General features: G+C 68.9%; 15 protein-coding genes. 3 read left to right on the plus strand and 12 right to left on the minus strand.

Annotated elements, in window-relative coordinates; translation table 11 throughout:
• Nucleotides 1-14: 14 nt before the first annotated feature.
• Together ABZ863_RS09200 and ABZ863_RS09205 are read right to left on the minus strand one after the other, a co-directional pair.
• Nucleotides 15-605, minus strand: coding sequence for a transposase family protein (locus tag ABZ863_RS09200; protein ID WP_358532821.1), 591 nt, complete (start codon nucleotides 603-605; stop codon nucleotides 15-17).
• Between the two features lie 380 nt (nucleotides 606-985).
• Nucleotides 986-1,873: a LysR family transcriptional regulator gene (locus ABZ863_RS09205; RefSeq protein ID WP_358532824.1), complete on the minus strand. Its 888-nt coding sequence runs from the start codon at nucleotides 1,871-1,873 to the stop codon at nucleotides 986-988.
• 101 nt (nucleotides 1,874-1,974) lie between these two features.
• Here ABZ863_RS09205 and ABZ863_RS09210 point away from each other — a divergent pair, with 101 nt between their 5' ends.
• On the plus strand, nucleotides 1,975-3,036 hold the full coding sequence (locus tag ABZ863_RS09210; RefSeq protein WP_358532827.1) for an MBL fold metallo-hydrolase: 1,062 nt from the start codon (nucleotides 1,975-1,977) through the stop codon (nucleotides 3,034-3,036).
• Nucleotides 3,033-4,349, plus strand: a complete 1,317-nt coding sequence (locus tag ABZ863_RS09215; protein ID WP_358532830.1) for an MFS transporter — start codon at nucleotides 3,033-3,035, stop codon at nucleotides 4,347-4,349. The genes ABZ863_RS09210 and ABZ863_RS09215 overlap by 4 nt, the downstream gene beginning before the upstream one ends.
• Nucleotides 4,350-4,365: 16 nt before the next feature.
• Here ABZ863_RS09215 and ABZ863_RS09220 read toward each other — a convergent pair whose 3' ends face one another.
• Nucleotides 4,366-4,626 (minus strand): amphi-Trp domain-containing protein, encoded by a 261-nt coding sequence (locus ABZ863_RS09220; protein WP_358533169.1) that lies wholly within the window; start codon nucleotides 4,624-4,626, stop codon nucleotides 4,366-4,368.
• 93 nt (nucleotides 4,627-4,719) lie between these two features.
• Here ABZ863_RS09220 and ABZ863_RS09225 point away from each other — a divergent pair, with 93 nt between their 5' ends.
• Nucleotides 4,720-5,349, plus strand: a complete 630-nt coding sequence (locus tag ABZ863_RS09225; RefSeq protein ID WP_358532833.1) for a GyrI-like domain-containing protein — start codon at nucleotides 4,720-4,722, stop codon at nucleotides 5,347-5,349.
• Here ABZ863_RS09225 and ABZ863_RS09230 read toward each other — a convergent pair.
• Genes ABZ863_RS09230 through ABZ863_RS09270 form a run of 9 tightly spaced genes read right to left on the minus strand, consistent with a single transcriptional unit; the run spans nucleotide 5,324 to nucleotide 15,338 of the window.
• Entirely contained in the window at nucleotides 5,324-5,671 is a 348-nt protein-coding gene (locus ABZ863_RS09230) for a DUF202 domain-containing protein (protein WP_358532836.1), read from the minus strand. The two genes, ABZ863_RS09225 and ABZ863_RS09230, sit on opposite strands and share 26 nt — an antisense overlap.
• Nucleotides 5,668-6,048: a DUF202 domain-containing protein gene (locus tag ABZ863_RS09235; RefSeq protein ID WP_358532839.1), complete on the minus strand. Its 381-nt coding sequence runs from the start codon at nucleotides 6,046-6,048 to the stop codon at nucleotides 5,668-5,670. Before ABZ863_RS09235 ends, ABZ863_RS09230 begins: the two co-directional genes overlap by 4 nt.
• Nucleotides 6,045-6,911 (minus strand): formylglycine-generating enzyme family protein, encoded by an 867-nt coding sequence (locus ABZ863_RS09240; protein ID WP_358532842.1) that lies wholly within the window; start codon nucleotides 6,909-6,911, stop codon nucleotides 6,045-6,047. Before ABZ863_RS09240 ends, ABZ863_RS09235 begins: the two co-directional genes overlap by 4 nt.
• Nucleotides 6,908-8,350 (minus strand): sulfatase, encoded by a 1,443-nt coding sequence (locus ABZ863_RS09245; protein ID WP_358532845.1) that lies wholly within the window; start codon nucleotides 8,348-8,350, stop codon nucleotides 6,908-6,910. Before ABZ863_RS09245 ends, ABZ863_RS09240 begins: the two co-directional genes overlap by 4 nt.
• Nucleotides 8,347-9,909 (minus strand): arylsulfatase, encoded by a 1,563-nt coding sequence (locus ABZ863_RS09250; RefSeq protein ID WP_358532848.1) that lies wholly within the window; start codon nucleotides 9,907-9,909, stop codon nucleotides 8,347-8,349. The genes ABZ863_RS09245 and ABZ863_RS09250 overlap by 4 nt, the downstream gene beginning before the upstream one ends.
• Nucleotides 9,910-9,918: 9 nt before the next feature.
• The gene (locus ABZ863_RS09255; RefSeq protein ID WP_358532851.1) at nucleotides 9,919-11,952 is read right to left on the minus strand and encodes an ABC transporter ATP-binding protein; all 2,034 of its coding nucleotides are present in this window, start codon (nucleotides 11,950-11,952) and stop codon (nucleotides 9,919-9,921) included.
• A complete protein-coding gene (locus tag ABZ863_RS09260) occupies nucleotides 11,949-12,821 on the minus strand; it encodes an ABC transporter permease (RefSeq protein WP_358532854.1) in 873 nt (290 codons plus the stop codon). The genes ABZ863_RS09255 and ABZ863_RS09260 overlap by 4 nt, the downstream gene beginning before the upstream one ends.
• A 3-nt stretch (nucleotides 12,822-12,824) precedes the next feature.
• Nucleotides 12,825-13,772, minus strand: a complete 948-nt coding sequence (locus ABZ863_RS09265; protein ID WP_358533172.1) for an ABC transporter permease — start codon at nucleotides 13,770-13,772, stop codon at nucleotides 12,825-12,827.
• A 3-nt stretch (nucleotides 13,773-13,775) separates the two neighbouring features.
• Nucleotides 13,776-15,338, minus strand: a complete 1,563-nt coding sequence (locus ABZ863_RS09270) for an ABC transporter substrate-binding protein (RefSeq protein ID WP_358532857.1) — start codon at nucleotides 15,336-15,338, stop codon at nucleotides 13,776-13,778.
• Nucleotides 15,339-15,401 lie beyond the last annotated feature (63 nt).

A 15,401-nucleotide genomic window follows, 5' to 3' on the forward strand; every position in this document is an offset into this window, starting at 1 on the left:
GATCTCACTGACTTTCAGGTCAGTCGGCCGTGTTCGAAATGGGTGAGGACGAGCGCGGCTTTGGCGATGGTGCCGATCTTGCGTGGGCTGGTGGTGATGTGGCGGAGTGCCCGCCAGCGGCCGACCAATAGCGCGAAGGCGCGTTCGCCCAGGCAGCGCAGCCCGCGGAGCAGAGTGTTGTAGGTGCGGTTGTCCACATCGAGCACCTGGTTGTCGGCGGGTTGTTTGAACGGTGTGTGCACGCCGATGCCAGCTCCGGTGTAGCCGCCGTCGGCCAGAGTGGGCAGGTCGAGATGCGAGTAGGCCCAGTACAAGGCGCCGAGAACATGTTCTCGGGCTGCGGTGATGTCGTGGGTGGAGCCGGGTTCGACCTCGGAGAGCCACAGGGGGAACCCGTCGGGTTCCATCAGCGCTTGGACGTTGCCGCCAGGCTCGCGGTGTTTGCCGGAGTACCAGGCGTCGATCTGTTCGCCCTTGATGCTGGTGGTCTGCTCGCCGAGCCTGTCGGTGGAGAACAGCTTGTCGTCCAAGACGAGGTGGGTCAGACCGTCGTTCTTGGCGCGCTGCAACGCCTCGTGTAGATCAGGGGCTTGGGCGGCGAGCACCTCTCCGTTAGTTGGGCGCCAGTTTACGCTTGCCGCTCCTCGGAGAATTGACTGAACGCTACGTGGCACAGTGGGAGCGTGGGCGACGCGCTAGGTTGCTATCTGGTGGACCTACTTTCTCCGTTGGGATCCGATAAGCTCGCCGTCCGTTGATATAAACAAATTCGGCGGCGATGGGGCTTCCATTCGGCAAATCAGAAGTTGCGGTTAAGGGCGTTTGTCAATCCACGGCCCTCGGACGCGAAGAAGCCGGGCGATAACACCGGCTCGCGGGAACATCATTGGCAACGATTCCTTCGTTGCCGCTCCGCTCGCTGTAGAATGTGGTGTGGCTGTTCGATGCCCGTGCTCGATCACTAGGGACATACAAACAGCAGGCGTCAGGCCTCGATGGCCGACTGGCAGTGTTCGATCACTGCTGTGGTGAGGGGTGATGGTCGAACGCCGCGTGGCAGTGCGGCGAGGAGCGAGTTGGTGCCCAGGTCCTCGGCGATGGGCAGGAACCGTAGTGGGCGCCCTTCGTCGCTTTCCTCCACCTCCTGCATGAGCAATGCGCATGCCAGTCCGCGGCCCACGATGGAACGGATGGTTTGGACGCTGGTGCTGCGGTAGACGATGGTGGGCACGACGCCGAACCTGCGCAGCATCGCCTCGTTGAGATAGGTGGCCGGGTCCAGATTCAGCAACGCGTACGGATAGTCCGCCAGGTCGGTCACGCTCACCACGTCGCGTGTGGCTAGGGGGTGGTCGGCTGCCACCGCGACCCGGAAGTGGCGTTCCCGCAGGAGAATCGTGCTCACCTCGGGGTGCCGCTGTGCCTCGTAGATGAAACAGAGGTCCGCCTGTCCGCGCATCATCCGTTCCTGGATCTCGGGTGCGGTGTCCTCGACGATCTCGAGCCGAACCCCCGGGTAGTTGTGGGCGATGAACTCGGCTATCCCGGGAATGATGAGCGGCGACAGCGTCGGAAAACAGCCGACCGTATACGTTCCGCGCTCCGCGGTCCCGTCCGCCGTGCTCACCAGGCTCCTGACCCCGCCGAGCACCGTACGGCTGCGGGTCGCGACCGCGCGGCCGGTCGGTGTCAGGTGCAGGCCCTTGGCCGTGCGCCGGATCAGCAGCTGCACGCCGAGCACGGTCTCCAGTTCCTTCAACGCCTGGCTGATCGCGGCCTGGGTGACGTGGCATCTCAGCGCGGCGCGGGTGATCGACTGCTCCTCGGCGACGGCGACGAAGTACTCGAGCTGGCGCAGCGTGACGTCCCTCATAAGCACAACTTAGGGCTTTACGCAAAAGATTCAAATTTACATAGGGCCAGCCGGATGCGAGCGTGATCCGCAGACCACACCACATGACACAAGGGAGTGCCATGACCGATCTCGCACCGCACCAGGGCACCCGGGTTGTGACCCTGGGAACCGCCGGAGGCCCACGCTGGTGGGGCACTCCCGACGGAACGTCCCGCAGCGGCATCAGCACGGCGGTCGTCGTCGACGGCGCCGTGTACCTGGTGGACTGCGGGCAGGGCACCGGATCCCAGCTCGCCCGGGCCGGTCTTCGGATGAACCAGGTCCGCGGGCTGTTCCTCACCCATCTGCACTCCGACCACGTCGTCGACCTGCCTGCGCTGCTGCTGTTCGGCCAGTTCGAGCGTAAGAACGCCAGTGCCGGACCGATCGCGGTACACGGACCCGGCAGGCGGGGCGGGTTGCCGCCCGTGTCCCAGCACGCCACCGCAACACCGCAGGCGGTGGCGCCGTCGAATCCGACCCCGGGCACCGTGGACATGATCCAGCAGCTCTGCGCTGCCTACGCCACCGACATCAACGACCGGATCTTCGATTCGCTCGCTCGCCCGCCGTCGGAACATTTCGACGTGCATGACATCGCGCTGCCTCCCGGCACCGGTTTCGATGCGGATTCCGCTGTCGCCCCGGACATGGAGCCGTTCACGGTGTTCCAGGACGACCGCGTTGCGGTGACGGCGATCCTGGTGGCACACCCACCCATGGCTCCGGCGTTCGCGTTCCGCTTCGACACAGCGAACGGTTCCGTGACCGTTTCCGGCGACACCGCACCATGTGCCAACCTCGAGCGGCTGGCCCGAGGCACCGACCTGCTGCTTCACGAGGCGATCGACCTGGACCTGATCGCGAGCCGCTACACGGATTCGGCGATGCTCAAGGCCACAATGGACCATCATCGCCGCGCACACACGACGCCGCGGCAAGCCGGTCGGATCGCCGAGCGCGCCGGCGTCGGCGCGTTGGCTCTGCACCATCTGGTTCCCGCGGACGCGCCTCGTGAGTCGTGGCTGGCGGCCGCGGAGACCTTCAGCGGCCCGCTGTACATACCCGAGGACCTCGACGTCCTTCCCGTCGCACCGGCGAAGGCAGCGCTGACCGTCACCACTCCGGAGGCGTGCCCATGACCACGGCGAACTCCGCGCAGGAAACGACAACCGAGCGCCGCGAGATGCGTCGCATCCTGGCATCGAGCTTTATCGGCACGGCCATCGAGTACTACGACTTCGTCCTGTACGCGACCGCCGCGAGCATCGTGTTCGACAAGGTGTTCTTCACCGGTGTCGGCGACGGTGTCGCACAGATGTTGTCGTTCGGCACCCTCGCCGCCGGATACCTGGCCCGTCCATTGGGCGGGATCATCTTCGGTCACCTCGGCGACCGGCTCGGCCGCAAGTCGATGCTGGTGGTCACGCTTCTGCTGATGGGTGTGGTGAGCGTGCTGATCGGCCTCCTGCCCACTCAGGCACAGATCGGCGTCGCGGCACCGCTGCTGCTCGTCCTGTTGCGCATGTTGCAGGGGATCGCCGTCGGTGGCGAATGGGGTGGCGCGATGTTGCTGGCGTTCGAACGCGCACACAAGCGCAACAGGGGATTCGCCGCATCCTTCGCCTACCTGGGCGCGCCCGCCGGGGCGATTGTCGCCACGCTCGTGCTGAGTGCGGCATCATTGCTGCCGCAGGAGGACTTCCTCGCCTGGGGCTGGCGGATTCCGTTCCTGCTCAGCGCTGTACTCGTAGCGATCGGCCTGCTCATCCGGTTGAAGGTGGCGGAGTCGGCGGTGTTCACCGAACTCGCCGGAAAGGCACGAGCACCGAAGGCGCCGGCCGTCGAGGTGCTCACCCGGTACCCCCGGAACTTCCTGATCTCGGTGGGCGCAGGCATCGCGGGCCAGGCGGCGCAGGGCCTGATGGGTGTGTGGGCCATCTCCTATGCCGTCAACCAGGCGACCATCTCGCCGACGTCCGTCCTCAATGTCAAAGCGCTGGCCGGGGTGACCACCATCGTGATGATCATTGTGGCGGCGCGACTCAGCGACCGGATCGGCCGCAAGCGGGTCATGCTCGGCGGTGCGGTGGGTGCGGTCGTCCTGGCGTACCCGATCATGCTGCTCCTCGAGTCCGGACAGGTGTGGGCCCTGTTCCTGGCGCTGTTCCTTGGACTCAGCGTGATCCAGGGGTTCACGGCAGGGCCCTACGGTGCCTTCGCGGCCGAGCTGTACCCGACGCGCATCCGCTACAGCGGCACGTCCATCGGGTACCAGACAGCTGCAACGCTCGGGGCCGGGTTCACACCCATGCTCGCGGCGGCGTTGATCCTCGCGGCCGGAGGATCGCTGTGGCTGGTCGCGGTCGCCTGGATGGCACTGTCCGCGGTCACCGGGATCGCCGTACTCGCGGCGCACGAGGGCAAGGACAAGGAACTCCGGGAGATCGGCTAGTGCCTCTCGGGCTCGGTCAGACGAGGGGCTCGTCGGTCTCGTCGGAGTCGCTGTCATCGCTCAGCTTCCACTTGAGCTGGAACTCGATCTCCTCCTCGCCGTCGCCCCGCTCGTGTTCGATGGAGAACTCGGCACGAGCGGGGACGCGGATCCGCTCGCCGGCGATCTGGATCCGGAACGGGCTCTCGGCCTCGAGTGCGTCGGCGAGGCGTCGCAGCTTGGCGACGACCTCGGGGGTCGAGTAGAAACGTTCGATGTCACGGTCTTCGGCCACGATGGGGCTCCGATCTCGATGCCGGTTCTGTCTGACCCATTGAACCGTGGATTGATCTTCGTTCGCCATAAGGGCGCGCTCACCAAGGAGACCGCGATGGACAAGTACGACATCAAGAAGACCCACCGAGAGCTCTACTCACCGCCGTCGAAGGAGTTCACGGTTGTCGACGTGCCCGCGTTCCGGTATGTCGTGGTCGACGGCCGAGGGGATCCGAACACCTCCTCCGCCTACGCGCAGGCGGTCGAAGCCCTGTACGGCGTGGCGTACGCACTGAAGTTCGCCAGCAAGAGGACCCTCGGCCGAGACTTCGTGGTCGCCCCGCTGGAGGGACTGTGGCGAGCGGACGACCCCACCGTGTTCGTCAAGCGGCGCAAGGAAGACTGGGCGTGGACCATGATGATCAGCCAGCCGGACTGGATCACCGACGACCTGGTCCATGCTGCCGTCGACAACGTCGCGAAGAAGAAGGAAAACCCCGCACTCGCAGCCGTCCGGCTGTGCACCCTCGTCGAGGGGACCTGCGTCCAGATCCTGCACATCGGCTCCTACGACGACGAAACGCCTACCCTGGACCGCCTCCACAACCACTATCTCCCCGCCAACGGCCTCACCTTCAACGGTGACCATCACGAGATCTACCTCAGCGACGCCCGCCGGACAGCGCCCGCCAAGCTCAGAACGATCCTGCGGCAACCCGTCACGAGCGACCGATCACGTACGTGAGCGCCGCTGCCGCGAGCAGCCCGGTGGCCAGCGCTGTGGCGAGCAGGATCCGTCCCCCTCCGACCAGTCGCCGAGGGTGGCCGGTGAGCTGCCGGTGAGTGCGTCGGTACCGGCGTTCGGCCGCAGCCAGTACCCCGATCGCGACTCCGAGGCCCGCCAGGCCGGGCAGCAGCAGCCACCAGGTGCCGCCGGCGTCCGGGAGGACGCGGAGGGCGATCAGCGATGCGGTGGCGAGGGCGATACCGGTGCGCCGCCAGGCGAGGCCAGTGCGTTCTGGTTGCAGGCCGGGGTCGAAAACCGTGCCGACGTGGTGGCGCGTCACCTGTTCAGGACGGCCAATGCCACGAGGGCAGCGGCGATCACGATCGCCAGCGCAGTGGGCAGCGCCAGCACCGGGGCGGGGAGTGGGCGGGAGTGCCGCAGCGCCCGCTCCGTGGTGTACCAACCCGCCCACGCCAGCAGCGGGGTGACGAGCCCGGCGGCAATGAGCACGATCGCGGCAGCGAGGCGGTAGCCGGGGTGCAGGTCGAGCCCGAGGGCTTCGAGGGCGACGCCGCCGGCGATGAGGGCAAGGGCGGTGCGGATCCAGGCCAGGAACGTGCGCTCGTTCGCAAGCGTGAACCTGGGGTCTGGTTCGGCCCCATGCCGGAACAGCCGTGCCGGAAACCGCCGGTCCGTCTGCGCCCGATCGGAGGTCATCGCGCGACCGTCCGGAACCCGATGTTGCCCGCCGACGAGTCCGGCGTGTTCGACGACCGCGCCGAGTTCCGGTACCGGTCGCAGTACGACTCGTGGCACAGGTAGGAACCACCGCGGGTCACCTTCGCGATCCCGGCGGACGGCCCGGACGGCGACGTCACGGGGCCTCTCTCGTAGGTGGTCTCGTTCCACCAGTCGGCGCACCACTCCCAGACGTTGCCGACGGTCTGCCACAGGCCGTATTCGTTGGGCCGGTAGGTGCGGACCGGCGCGGTGGTGAGGTGGCCGTCGTCGAGCGTGTTCTCGACCGGGAACCGGCCCTGCCAGATGTTGCACCGGTGCGGCGCGTCAAGGTCGTCACCCCACGGGTAGCGGAGCCCGTCGTGCCCCGCGCGCGACGCGCACTCCCACTGGGCCTCCGTGGGGAGGGCGCGGCCGGCCCATGCGCAGTAGGCATTGGCGTCGTTCCAGCTCACGTGCACGACGGGGTGGTCGTCGAGAGCGTCGATCGTCGATCCGGGCCCACCGGGACGCCGCCAGTCAGCCCCGCGTACCCCGAGCCACCACGGGGTGCCACGGACGCGTCCCATGATCGCGCCGTCGGGTGCCGTCACGGCGAGGTGGAAGACCGCGGAGAAACCGAACGATTCGGCCTCTGTCACGTAACCGGTGTCGGCGGCGAACCGGGCGAAATCGGCGTTGGTGACCGTCGTGGCGTCGATCCGGAAGGCGTCCAGCGTCACCGGGTGCACCGGCCCCTCGCCGTCCGTCCACCGTGCGTCGCCGCTGGCGTCGCCCATCCGGAAGGTCTGCGCCGGCACCGCGCACTGCTCGATCGCGTGCCGGTTGCCGCCGGTGGTCATGCCCGCGTCCCGGACACTCCGTCGGGCACCGGCTGGCTCGGATGCGGGAGGTCGCCGAGCCGCTGCTGCTCGGCCCACATGCGCACCGTCAGCTCCTCGCGGATCTCCTTGTACGCGGGGTCGTCGTAGACGTTGCGGAGCTCCTGGGGGTCGGCCTCCAGGTCGAACAGCTCCCACTCCCCGGGGTACACGAACGGCCCTGTCCCGGCGACGCCCTGTCCGTCGTTGTAGTAATAGATGATCTTGTACCGGTCGTCCCGGTACCCGTAGTGAGCGGGCGCGTGGTGGAAGACGTCGTCATGTTCCCAGTAGCGGTAGTACATGCCAGCGGCCGGTGGGGGAGCGGGCGCCTCTCCGCTGATGTCGTTCCAGAAGCTGCGCCCCTGCATCCGCGGGTGCGAGGCCACCCCAGCCGCCTCCAGGATGGTCTGTGCGAAGTCGACGTTGGTGACGATGCCGTCGTGCACGCCGGTGCCAACCCGCGCCGGATAGCTGAGCAGCATCGGCATCCGCAGCGACTCCTCGTACATGAACCGCTTGTCGAACCAGCCGTGGTCACCGAGGAAGAAGCCCTGGTCGGACGCGTACATCAGCAGCGTGTCCGCGAACTCGCCACGTGCCCGCAGGAAGTCGATCACCCGGCCGACGTTCTCGTCCACACTGTCCACACAGGCCAGGTAGTCCTCCATGAAGCGCTGGTACTTCCACACCGCCAGCTGCTCGTACGTCAGCCCTTCTGGCGGGTCGACCTTGAGGTCCTCCGTGTTGAGGCAGTCCGCGATCCGCATCAGCGCACGCCGCGCCGACGAGCTGCGGGTCGACAGGTCGTCGAAGAACGTCGGCGGGAGCGGTACCGGGTCGCCGTAGCGGGCGGCGTGCTCCGGCTTGGGTTCCCACGGCCGGTGCGGCGCCTTGTGGTAGATCAGCACACACCACGGGTCGTCCCCGTCGAGCGATTCCACCCACTCCAGGGCGAGGTCGGTGATGATGTCCGTGGCGTAGCCCTCGACGGTGCGCAGACCCGCGGCGGAGAGGAACCGTGGGTTCCAGTACTCGCCCTGCTCGATCAGTACATCCCAGTGGTCGAAGTTCTGCGGGTCGTGGCCGTCGCCGTCGCCCATGTGCCACTTCCCGAACATCGCCGTGCGGTAGCCGTTCGCGCGCAGCTGCGAGACGAACGTCGGCTGGCTCGCGTCGATCGGGGTGACCAATGTGGAGACACCGTTGACGTGGCTGTAGGTGCCGGTGAGGATGCTTGCCCGGCTCGGGGAGCAGAGCGCGTTGGTGGCGAAGCAGTTGTCGAACCGCCATCCCTCGCTCCCGATCTCGTCGATCCGTGGTGTGGAGTTGACCAGTGACCCGTATGCGCCGATGGAGTGCGAGGCGTGGTCGTCGGTGAGGATCATGACGACGTTGGGTCGCCGGGTAGAGGAGGTCATCGTCCTTCACTGTTCGTCGTCGTACGGGATGCGGCGGGGGAGTAGGGCCAGGGAATGACGCCCGTGCGGTCGGCCCAGGCCTGCCACCGGGCGGCGAGACGTTCGACGTCGTCGGGCCGGCCGGGCGCGAGATCGTGCAGCTCCGAGCGGTCGACGTCGAGGTCGTAGAGCTCCCAGGGACCACCCGCGGTCCGGACGAGCTTCAGCGAGCCGTGCCGGATCGCGGCGTTGCCGATGTGCTCCCAGTACAGCGTCCGGTCCTCGTCGGTCGGGCCGCCTCGCCAGGTGTCCACCATGGACTCCCCGCGGGACTCCAACGGCCCGGTGCCCGCGACCTCGGCCAGGGTCGGTGCGATGTCGGTGAGCTGGAACGGCCGGGACACGACGGTGCCGCCGGCGAGGCCGCCCGCCGGCCAGTGCGCGATCAGAGGCGTGGAGATCCCGCCCTCGTGCACCCACCGCTTGTACAGCCGGAACGGGCTGTTGGACAGGTTCGCCCACGCCCGGCCATAGCTGGCGAACGTGTCGGCGGGGCCGGGGACGATCGACGGTTCGTTGCCCAGCCGCATCGGCCTGCCGTCCGGGGTGTGTGCGGGCTGGCGCGCCCGGAAGTGCACCGCGTCCGGCGGCGGGAGCTCCTCGGCGCACCCGCCGTTGTCGGACAGGAACACGATCAGCGTGTCGTCCAGCGCGTCCGCCGCGCGCAGCGCCTCGACGACCCGGCCGATGCCCGCGTCCATGATCTCGATCTGTGCGGCGTAGACGGCCATGCGGCGCGCCTCCCACTCCCGGTCGGGGACCGCGTTCCACGGTCGCTCGCCCGCGTCCCGTGGTGTCAGCGGTGACTCGTCGCCGAGCAGGCCGAGCTCACGCATGCGGGCAAGGCGCCCGTCCCGCAACGTGTCCCAGCCGGCGAGGTACTGCCGCTCGTAGCGGCGGACGACGTCCTCGGGTGCGTGCAGTGGCCAGTGCGGAGCCGTGTAGGCCAGGTAGAGGAAGAAGGGGTCCGAACCGCGGGTGCAGGTCTCGACGAAACGGACCGCGTGGTCGCTGATCGCGTCGGTGAGGTAGAAGCCCTCACCGGGGATCTCCTGCCGCTGCTCGCCGTGGAAGAGCCCGCGCGGGTGGAAGTAGTCGTCGGCGCCGGCGAGGATGCCGTAGAACTCGTCGAAGCCGCGGCGGGTCGGCCAGGTGTCGTTCGGCGTGGCGGTGTCGCTGGACAGGTGCCACTTGCCGGACAGGCAGGTCCGGTACCCGGCCGCGGACAGGTGCTCGGCCACGGTGGGCACAGCCGTGCTCAGCGACCCGGGATAGCCGTGCGGGCGCTCGTCGTCGGTGAGCACGCCGATGCCGGTCTCGTGCGGGTCGCGCCCGGTCAGCAGGCTGGCGCGGGACGGGCTGCACCGGGCGGTGTTGTAGAACGACGTCATCCGCACCCCGTCGCGGGCCAGTGCGTCGAGGTTCGGGGTGCGGATCTCCCCGCCGAACGCGCCAAGGTCGGAGTAGCCGAGGTCGTCGGCCAGTACGACGACGACGTTCGCGGGTCGATCGGTCGGCACGGGCACCTCTCAGAGCTCTCCGGGGAAGTGGCAGGCGGCCAGCTGACCGGTCGGCGTCCTGGCCAGCGTCGGTGGTTCCTCGGCGCACCTGCTGCGGTCGTCGCGGTGCAGCGGGCCGATCGGACAGCGGGTGCGGAAGGCGCAGCCGCTGGGCGGGGACGCCGGGCTGGGCATGTCCCCGGTGAGGACGATGCGCTCCCGTCGCCGCGGGCCGACCTCGGGCTCGGGTGTCGACGACAGCAACGCCCGGGTGTAGGGGTGCTGCGGCTTCTCGTACACGTCCTTGGCCGATCCGGTCTCCACGATCCGGCCCAGGTACATCACCGCCACCCGGTCCGACAGGTGCCGCACGACGCCGAGGTCATGCGCGATGAACAGGTAGCCCAGCCCGAGATCGTTGCGCAGGTCCTCCAGCAGGTTGATGATCTGCGCCTGGATCGACACGTCCAGCGCGGACACCGGCTCGTCGCAGATCAGCATCTTCGGCTCCGCCGCCAGTGCCCTGGCGATCCCGACGCGCTGGCGCTGCCCGCCGGAGAACGCGTGCGGGTAGCGGTCGAGCTGCCCCTTGTTGAGCCCGACCCGCTCCACGAGCTCGGCCGCACGGCGCCGCGCCGCGGCGCCCGTCACCCCGGCCACGCCGAGCGCCTCCTCCAACGACTGGCCGATGGTGCGTCGCGGGTTCAGTGAGGCGTAGGGGTCCTGGAACACGTACTGCACGTTGGCGGAGATCGTCGCCAGGTCGCGCGGGCGCATCGCGGTGACGTCGTGGCCGTCGACGACGATCCGGCCGCTGGCCGGCCGGTTGATCCCGACGATCGTGCGGGACAATGTGGACTTCCCACAGCCGGACTCGCCGACCAGCCCGAGTGTCTCGCCGGCGGCGACCTCGAGTGAGATCCCGTTGACCGCGTAGACCGGCGGGGTCCGGCCGAACAGTCCCCGCGAGCGCGAGCCGACGTCGGTGACCAGGTCGGTCACCCGCAGGATCGGCTCGGCGCGCTCCGTCGCGATGCGACTCCGCACGGTCGGGGTGGGCAGCACGGTCACCGCGCCGCCGCGCTCGCTGACCCAGCAGGCGGCGGTCCGCCCGTCGCCGTCGGCGGTGAGCTCCGGACGCTCGGTGCGGCAACGCTCCTCGGCGACCGCGCACCGCGGGTGGAACGCGCAGCCGGACGGCAGCCGCGCCGGGTCCGGTGGTGAACCGGGGATCGCGGGCAGGGCCTCGCCGTCGGCATCGGCCCGCGGTACCGCGTTCAGCAGGGCGTGCGTGTACGGGTGCCGTGGCGCGGCGAACACCTCGGCCACCGGGCCGGACTCGACGACCCGCCCGCCGTACATCACCAGCATCCGGTCGCACAGCTCGGCGACGACGCCCATGTCGTGGGTGATCATCACGATGGCGATGCCGAGCTCGCGGCGCAGCTCCACCAGCAGTTCGAGGATCTGGGCCTGGATGGTGACGTCCAGCGCGGTGGTCGGTTCGTCGGCGATCAGCAGCCGGGGTTCGTTGGCCAGCGCGATCGCGATCACCACCCGCTGGCGCATTCCGCCGGAGAACTCGTGCGGGTAGAGGTCGACGGTGCGGTCGACGTCCGGGATGCCGACCCGGGTGAGCAGCTCCTTCGCGCGGGCACGGGCTTTGGTGCGGTCCACGCCGTGTACCAGGAGCGCCTCGGCGATCTGGTCACCGACCCGCATCGTCGGGTTCAGCGCGGCCTGCGGATCTTGGAAGACCATGGCCAGCTCCCGGCCGCGGACCTCACACAGCTGCAGTTCGGACAGCGTCAGCAGGTCACGCCCGGCGAGCTCCACCACGCCGCTGTCGACCCGGCCGGGTGCGCGCAGCATGCCCATGATCGCGCGGGCGGTGACCGACTTGCCGGAGCCGGACTCGCCGACGATGCCGAGGATCTCGCCCTCGCGCAGCTGCCACGAGACGTCGTTGACCGCGCGCACGGTGCCGCGTTCGGTCGGGAAGTGCACGGTCAGTCCGCGGACGTCGATCAGGGGAGTGGGAGGAGTCTGCGTCGTGGTGGTCACGTGCGGTTCACCGCCTCGTTGAGAGCGTCGGTCAGGAGGCTGAACGCCAGCGCGAGCAGCAGGAGGATCAGGATCGGCCCGATGATGTAGGTGGGGGCCTGCTCGACGTAGCGCATGCCCAGGTTGAGCAGCGATCCGAGCGACGGCTCCGGTGGCTGGATGCCGAGGCCGACGATGCTCAGCCCGGCCTCGAGGAACACGGCGTGCACGATGAACACCGAGCCCTGGACCATGATCGGGTCGAGGGTGTTCGGCAGGATGTGCCGCACCATGATCCGCGAGCGCCGGATGCCCAGTGTGCGCGCGGCGAGCACGTACTCGCGGTTCTGCTGGGTCAGCAGCACCTGGCGGGCCAGCCTGCCGAACGTCGGCAGACCGATCAGCACGATCGAGATCACCAGGCCCGTGAAACCGGTGCCCACCACCAGCACCACCGAGATACCCAGGATCAGGCCGGGGAACCCGACGATGATGTCGAGCATGCGCTGGGTGACGGTCCCCAGCCAGCCGGCGATCGCGCCGAGCAGGCCGAGGAACGTCCCGATCACCATCGCGATCGGGACCGCGAGAGCGACCAGCGCCAGGTCGGTACGAAGCCCGTAGATGCTGCGCACGAAGATGTCCCGGCCCAGCTCATCGGTGCCGAACGGGTGAGCGAACGACATCGGCAGCAGCGCGTTCGGGGTCTGCTCGTCGTATCCGCCGGGGAACAGCACCGGGGCCAGCGCCGCGAGCGCGGCGAGGGCGAGCACCAGTACCGCGGCGATCATGCCACGGGCCGAGCGGAACGCCCGCAGATAGCGCGCTCCGGGAACGCGGGCCGGTGCGGGGTCCACGGTCGCGGGTAGTGCGGCAGGGTCTGTCGTCATCGGTCAGCCTCCCAGCCGGACGCGGGGGTCGAGTGCGGCCAGGACGATCTCGGAGAGCAGCTGCATCACGACCGCGATGAGCACCGCACCGAGGATCAGGGCCTGGACCACGAGGTAGTCGCGGGACTGCACGGCGGACACCGCGAGCGTGCCCAGCCCGTTGCGGGCGAAGATCGCCTCGACGACGATCGCGCCGCCGAGCAGGTCGCCGATCCGCAGCCCGATGACCACGACGACGGTGCCGAGGCTGTTGCGCAGTACGTGCTTGCGGGTGATCCGGCCGGGGCGGGCGCCCTTGGCCCTGGCGAGGTCGACGAAGTCCTCCCCGCGGGCGGTGAGCATCGAGGTCTGCAACAGCCGGGCGACGACCGCGGCCTGTGGCAGGGCGAGCGCGACCGCGGGCAGGATCAGGTACTGGATGCCGAGCTCGGGGTTGTCCAGCAGGGCGACCTCGCCGCTGACCGGCAGCAGCGGGATGGCCAGTCCGAGCAGCAGGATCAGCAGCAGGCCGGTCAGGAACGGCGGGATCGCGAGGAAGACGGTGTTGAACACGTCCAGCACCGAGCGGGCGACCTTCGACCGCGGCGAGCCGCCGAGCACGCCCAGCGCCAGCCCGACCACGATCATGATGATGGTGGCCAGCACGGCGAGCTCGATGGTGCTTTCCAGCCGGCCCGCGATCAGCTCGGTGACCGGGCGGCTGAGGATGTAGGACTGTCCGAGGTCGCCGCGGAGCACGCCGCCGATCCAGCTGAAGTACTGCAACCACAGGGGCTCGTCGAGGCCGAGCTGGCTGCGGATCTCGGCGACCATCTCGGGCGTGGCGTCCGACCCGGCGAGGACCACTGCCGGGTCGCCGGGGGCCAGCCGCGGGAGCGCGAAGGCGATGATCGAGCTGACGAAGCCGACCAGCAGGAACGAGGGCAACTTGCCGATGAGGAAACGGATCATCACTCAGCCCGTCACGTAGGCGTTCTCGAGCAGCACGACGCCACGCATCGTGGTGCTCACGTCGCCGCTTTTGATGGAGGTCACCAGGATTTCCGGGGCCTGCACAAGTGGGTGCAGGAACGCCTGGTCGAGGAGGTAGTCACCGAGCCGGACCAGGGCTTCGCTCGCGCCTTGCCCGGTCGCCGCGGCCGTCCGAAGCGCTGCCTTGCGGGCTTCGAACTCGCTGTCGTCGGCCTTCGACGGGTTGCCGTCCCGCAGCACCGGAATCGAGTCGATCATCGTGACCGGGCTCAGCACCACCTGGGAGTGCAGTGACAGGAACGCCGCACCGAGTTCGCCGTCGTTCTGCCCTGACTGGAAGGTCGGCTGGTCGACGGCCACGCCGACCGGGTCGAGACCGGCAGCCCGCAGGTTGTTGGCGACGATCTCGAAGATGGCTCGTACGGTCGGGTTCGCGCCGTAGGTGATCGGGATCCGGGCGCCGGTGGCGCCCGCCTCGGCGATCATCGCGCGAGCCCGGTCGGGGTCGTACCCGAAGTGGTCGACCTGTGCCTGCGGCACCCCCGGGGTGCCGAGCAGCCACGGCAGCGAGGACACCTCGCCGGTGCCGCCGAAGACCTGGTCGCGGATCCGCTGCCGGTCCAGGGCGTAGCCGATGGCCTGCCGGACCCGCTTGTCGTCCAGCGGCGCGGTTGTCGTGTTGAGCCCCAACGGGAACACTGTCCCGCCCGCGTCGATGATCCGGTACCGCTGGTCGCCGAAGTACGGCCGGGCGTCCGACGGTGTCAGCCCCCACGCCAGCTGGGCGCGCCCGCTGCGGAGCGCGGACAGCAACGCGGTCGCGTCGGAGGTGACGACGTACTCGATCCGCTCCAGCTGCACGGCCTCGCGGTTCCAGTAGCCGTCGTAGCGCTCCAGGGTGAACCCGGCGCCCGGCTGCCACTCGGCGAACCGGAACGGCCCGGTCCCCACGAGCTGGGTGCCGTCGGCCACCCCTGAGTAGGTCTGCGGATCGACGATCGGGGTCTGGTTCAGGTAGTCGAACAGGGCATCGCCCAGCGGCTGCGCCATGGTCACGGTCAGCTGGGTCGGGCTGTCGACGGCGATCGAGGAGAACGCCCGTGGCACGTACCCGAGGTTCGAGCCGGCTTTCGGGGTGGCCGTGGTCTCGAAGGTGAACTTGACGTCGTCCGCGGTCAACGTCCGTCCTGTGTGGAAGGTGACGCCCTCGCGCAGGGTGATCGTGGCCTGCCGGCCGTCCGGGGAGACCGTCACCGAGGTGGCGAGGACCGGCTGCACGGCGCGGGTCTCCTGGTCGAGCCGGACCAGCGGCTGGAAGACGTTCTCGATCCACGGGTTGTTGCGCGCCAGGGTCTGGAACAGACCCGAGGGCAGGGCGTCCAGCGCGATGGCGAAGGTCAAGGTGCCGCCGTCGATCCGCGTGCCCTGCGTGTTCTGCAGGTTCCGCGCCGAGGTGCACGAACTGATCGTCGCGACGATGGCGACGATCGCAACGATCAGCCGCAGCCGGCTGCCGGGCCGGGGCGGTGGGGCAGGGGCTCGCATGAGCCTCCTCGTCGTTGAGGTCGGGACGATTTCGATTACTTTCTGCGGCGCAGAAAGTAATGC

The sequence above is a fragment of the Saccharomonospora sp. NPDC046836 genome (assembly GCF_040645195.1).
In the GTDB taxonomy this organism is placed as follows: Bacteria; Actinomycetota; Actinomycetes; order Mycobacteriales; family Pseudonocardiaceae; genus Prauserella_A.

Bases quoted from the DNA above. Each gene is read 5' to 3' on its own strand.
- ABZ863_RS09205 (WP_358532824.1), bottom strand. From the start codon at position 1,873: ATGAGGGACGTCACGCTGCGCCAGCTCGAGTACTTCGTCGCCGTCGCC.
- ABZ863_RS09225 (WP_358532833.1), top strand. From the start codon at position 4,720: ATGGACAAGTACGACATCAAGAAGACCCACCGAGAGCTCTACTCACCG.
- ABZ863_RS09210 (WP_358532827.1), top strand. From the start codon at position 1,975: ATGACCGATCTCGCACCGCACCAGGGCACCCGGGTTGTGACCCTGGGA.
- ABZ863_RS09240 (WP_358532842.1), bottom strand. From the start codon at position 6,911: ATGACCACCGGCGGCAACCGGCACGCGATCGAGCAGTGCGCGGTGCCG.
- ABZ863_RS09260 (WP_358532854.1), bottom strand. From the start codon at position 12,821: ATGACGACAGACCCTGCCGCACTACCCGCGACCGTGGACCCCGCACCG.
- ABZ863_RS09265 (WP_358533172.1), bottom strand. From the start codon at position 13,772: ATGATCCGTTTCCTCATCGGCAAGTTGCCCTCGTTCCTGCTGGTCGGC.
- ABZ863_RS09270 (WP_358532857.1), bottom strand. From the start codon at position 15,338: ATGCGAGCCCCTGCCCCACCGCCCCGGCCCGGCAGCCGGCTGCGGCTG.
- ABZ863_RS09245 (WP_358532845.1), bottom strand. From the start codon at position 8,350: ATGACCTCCTCTACCCGGCGACCCAACGTCGTCATGATCCTCACCGAC.
- ABZ863_RS09215 (WP_358532830.1), top strand. From the start codon at position 3,033: ATGACCACGGCGAACTCCGCGCAGGAAACGACAACCGAGCGCCGCGAG.
- ABZ863_RS09235 (WP_358532839.1), bottom strand. From the start codon at position 6,048: ATGACCTCCGATCGGGCGCAGACGGACCGGCGGTTTCCGGCACGGCTG.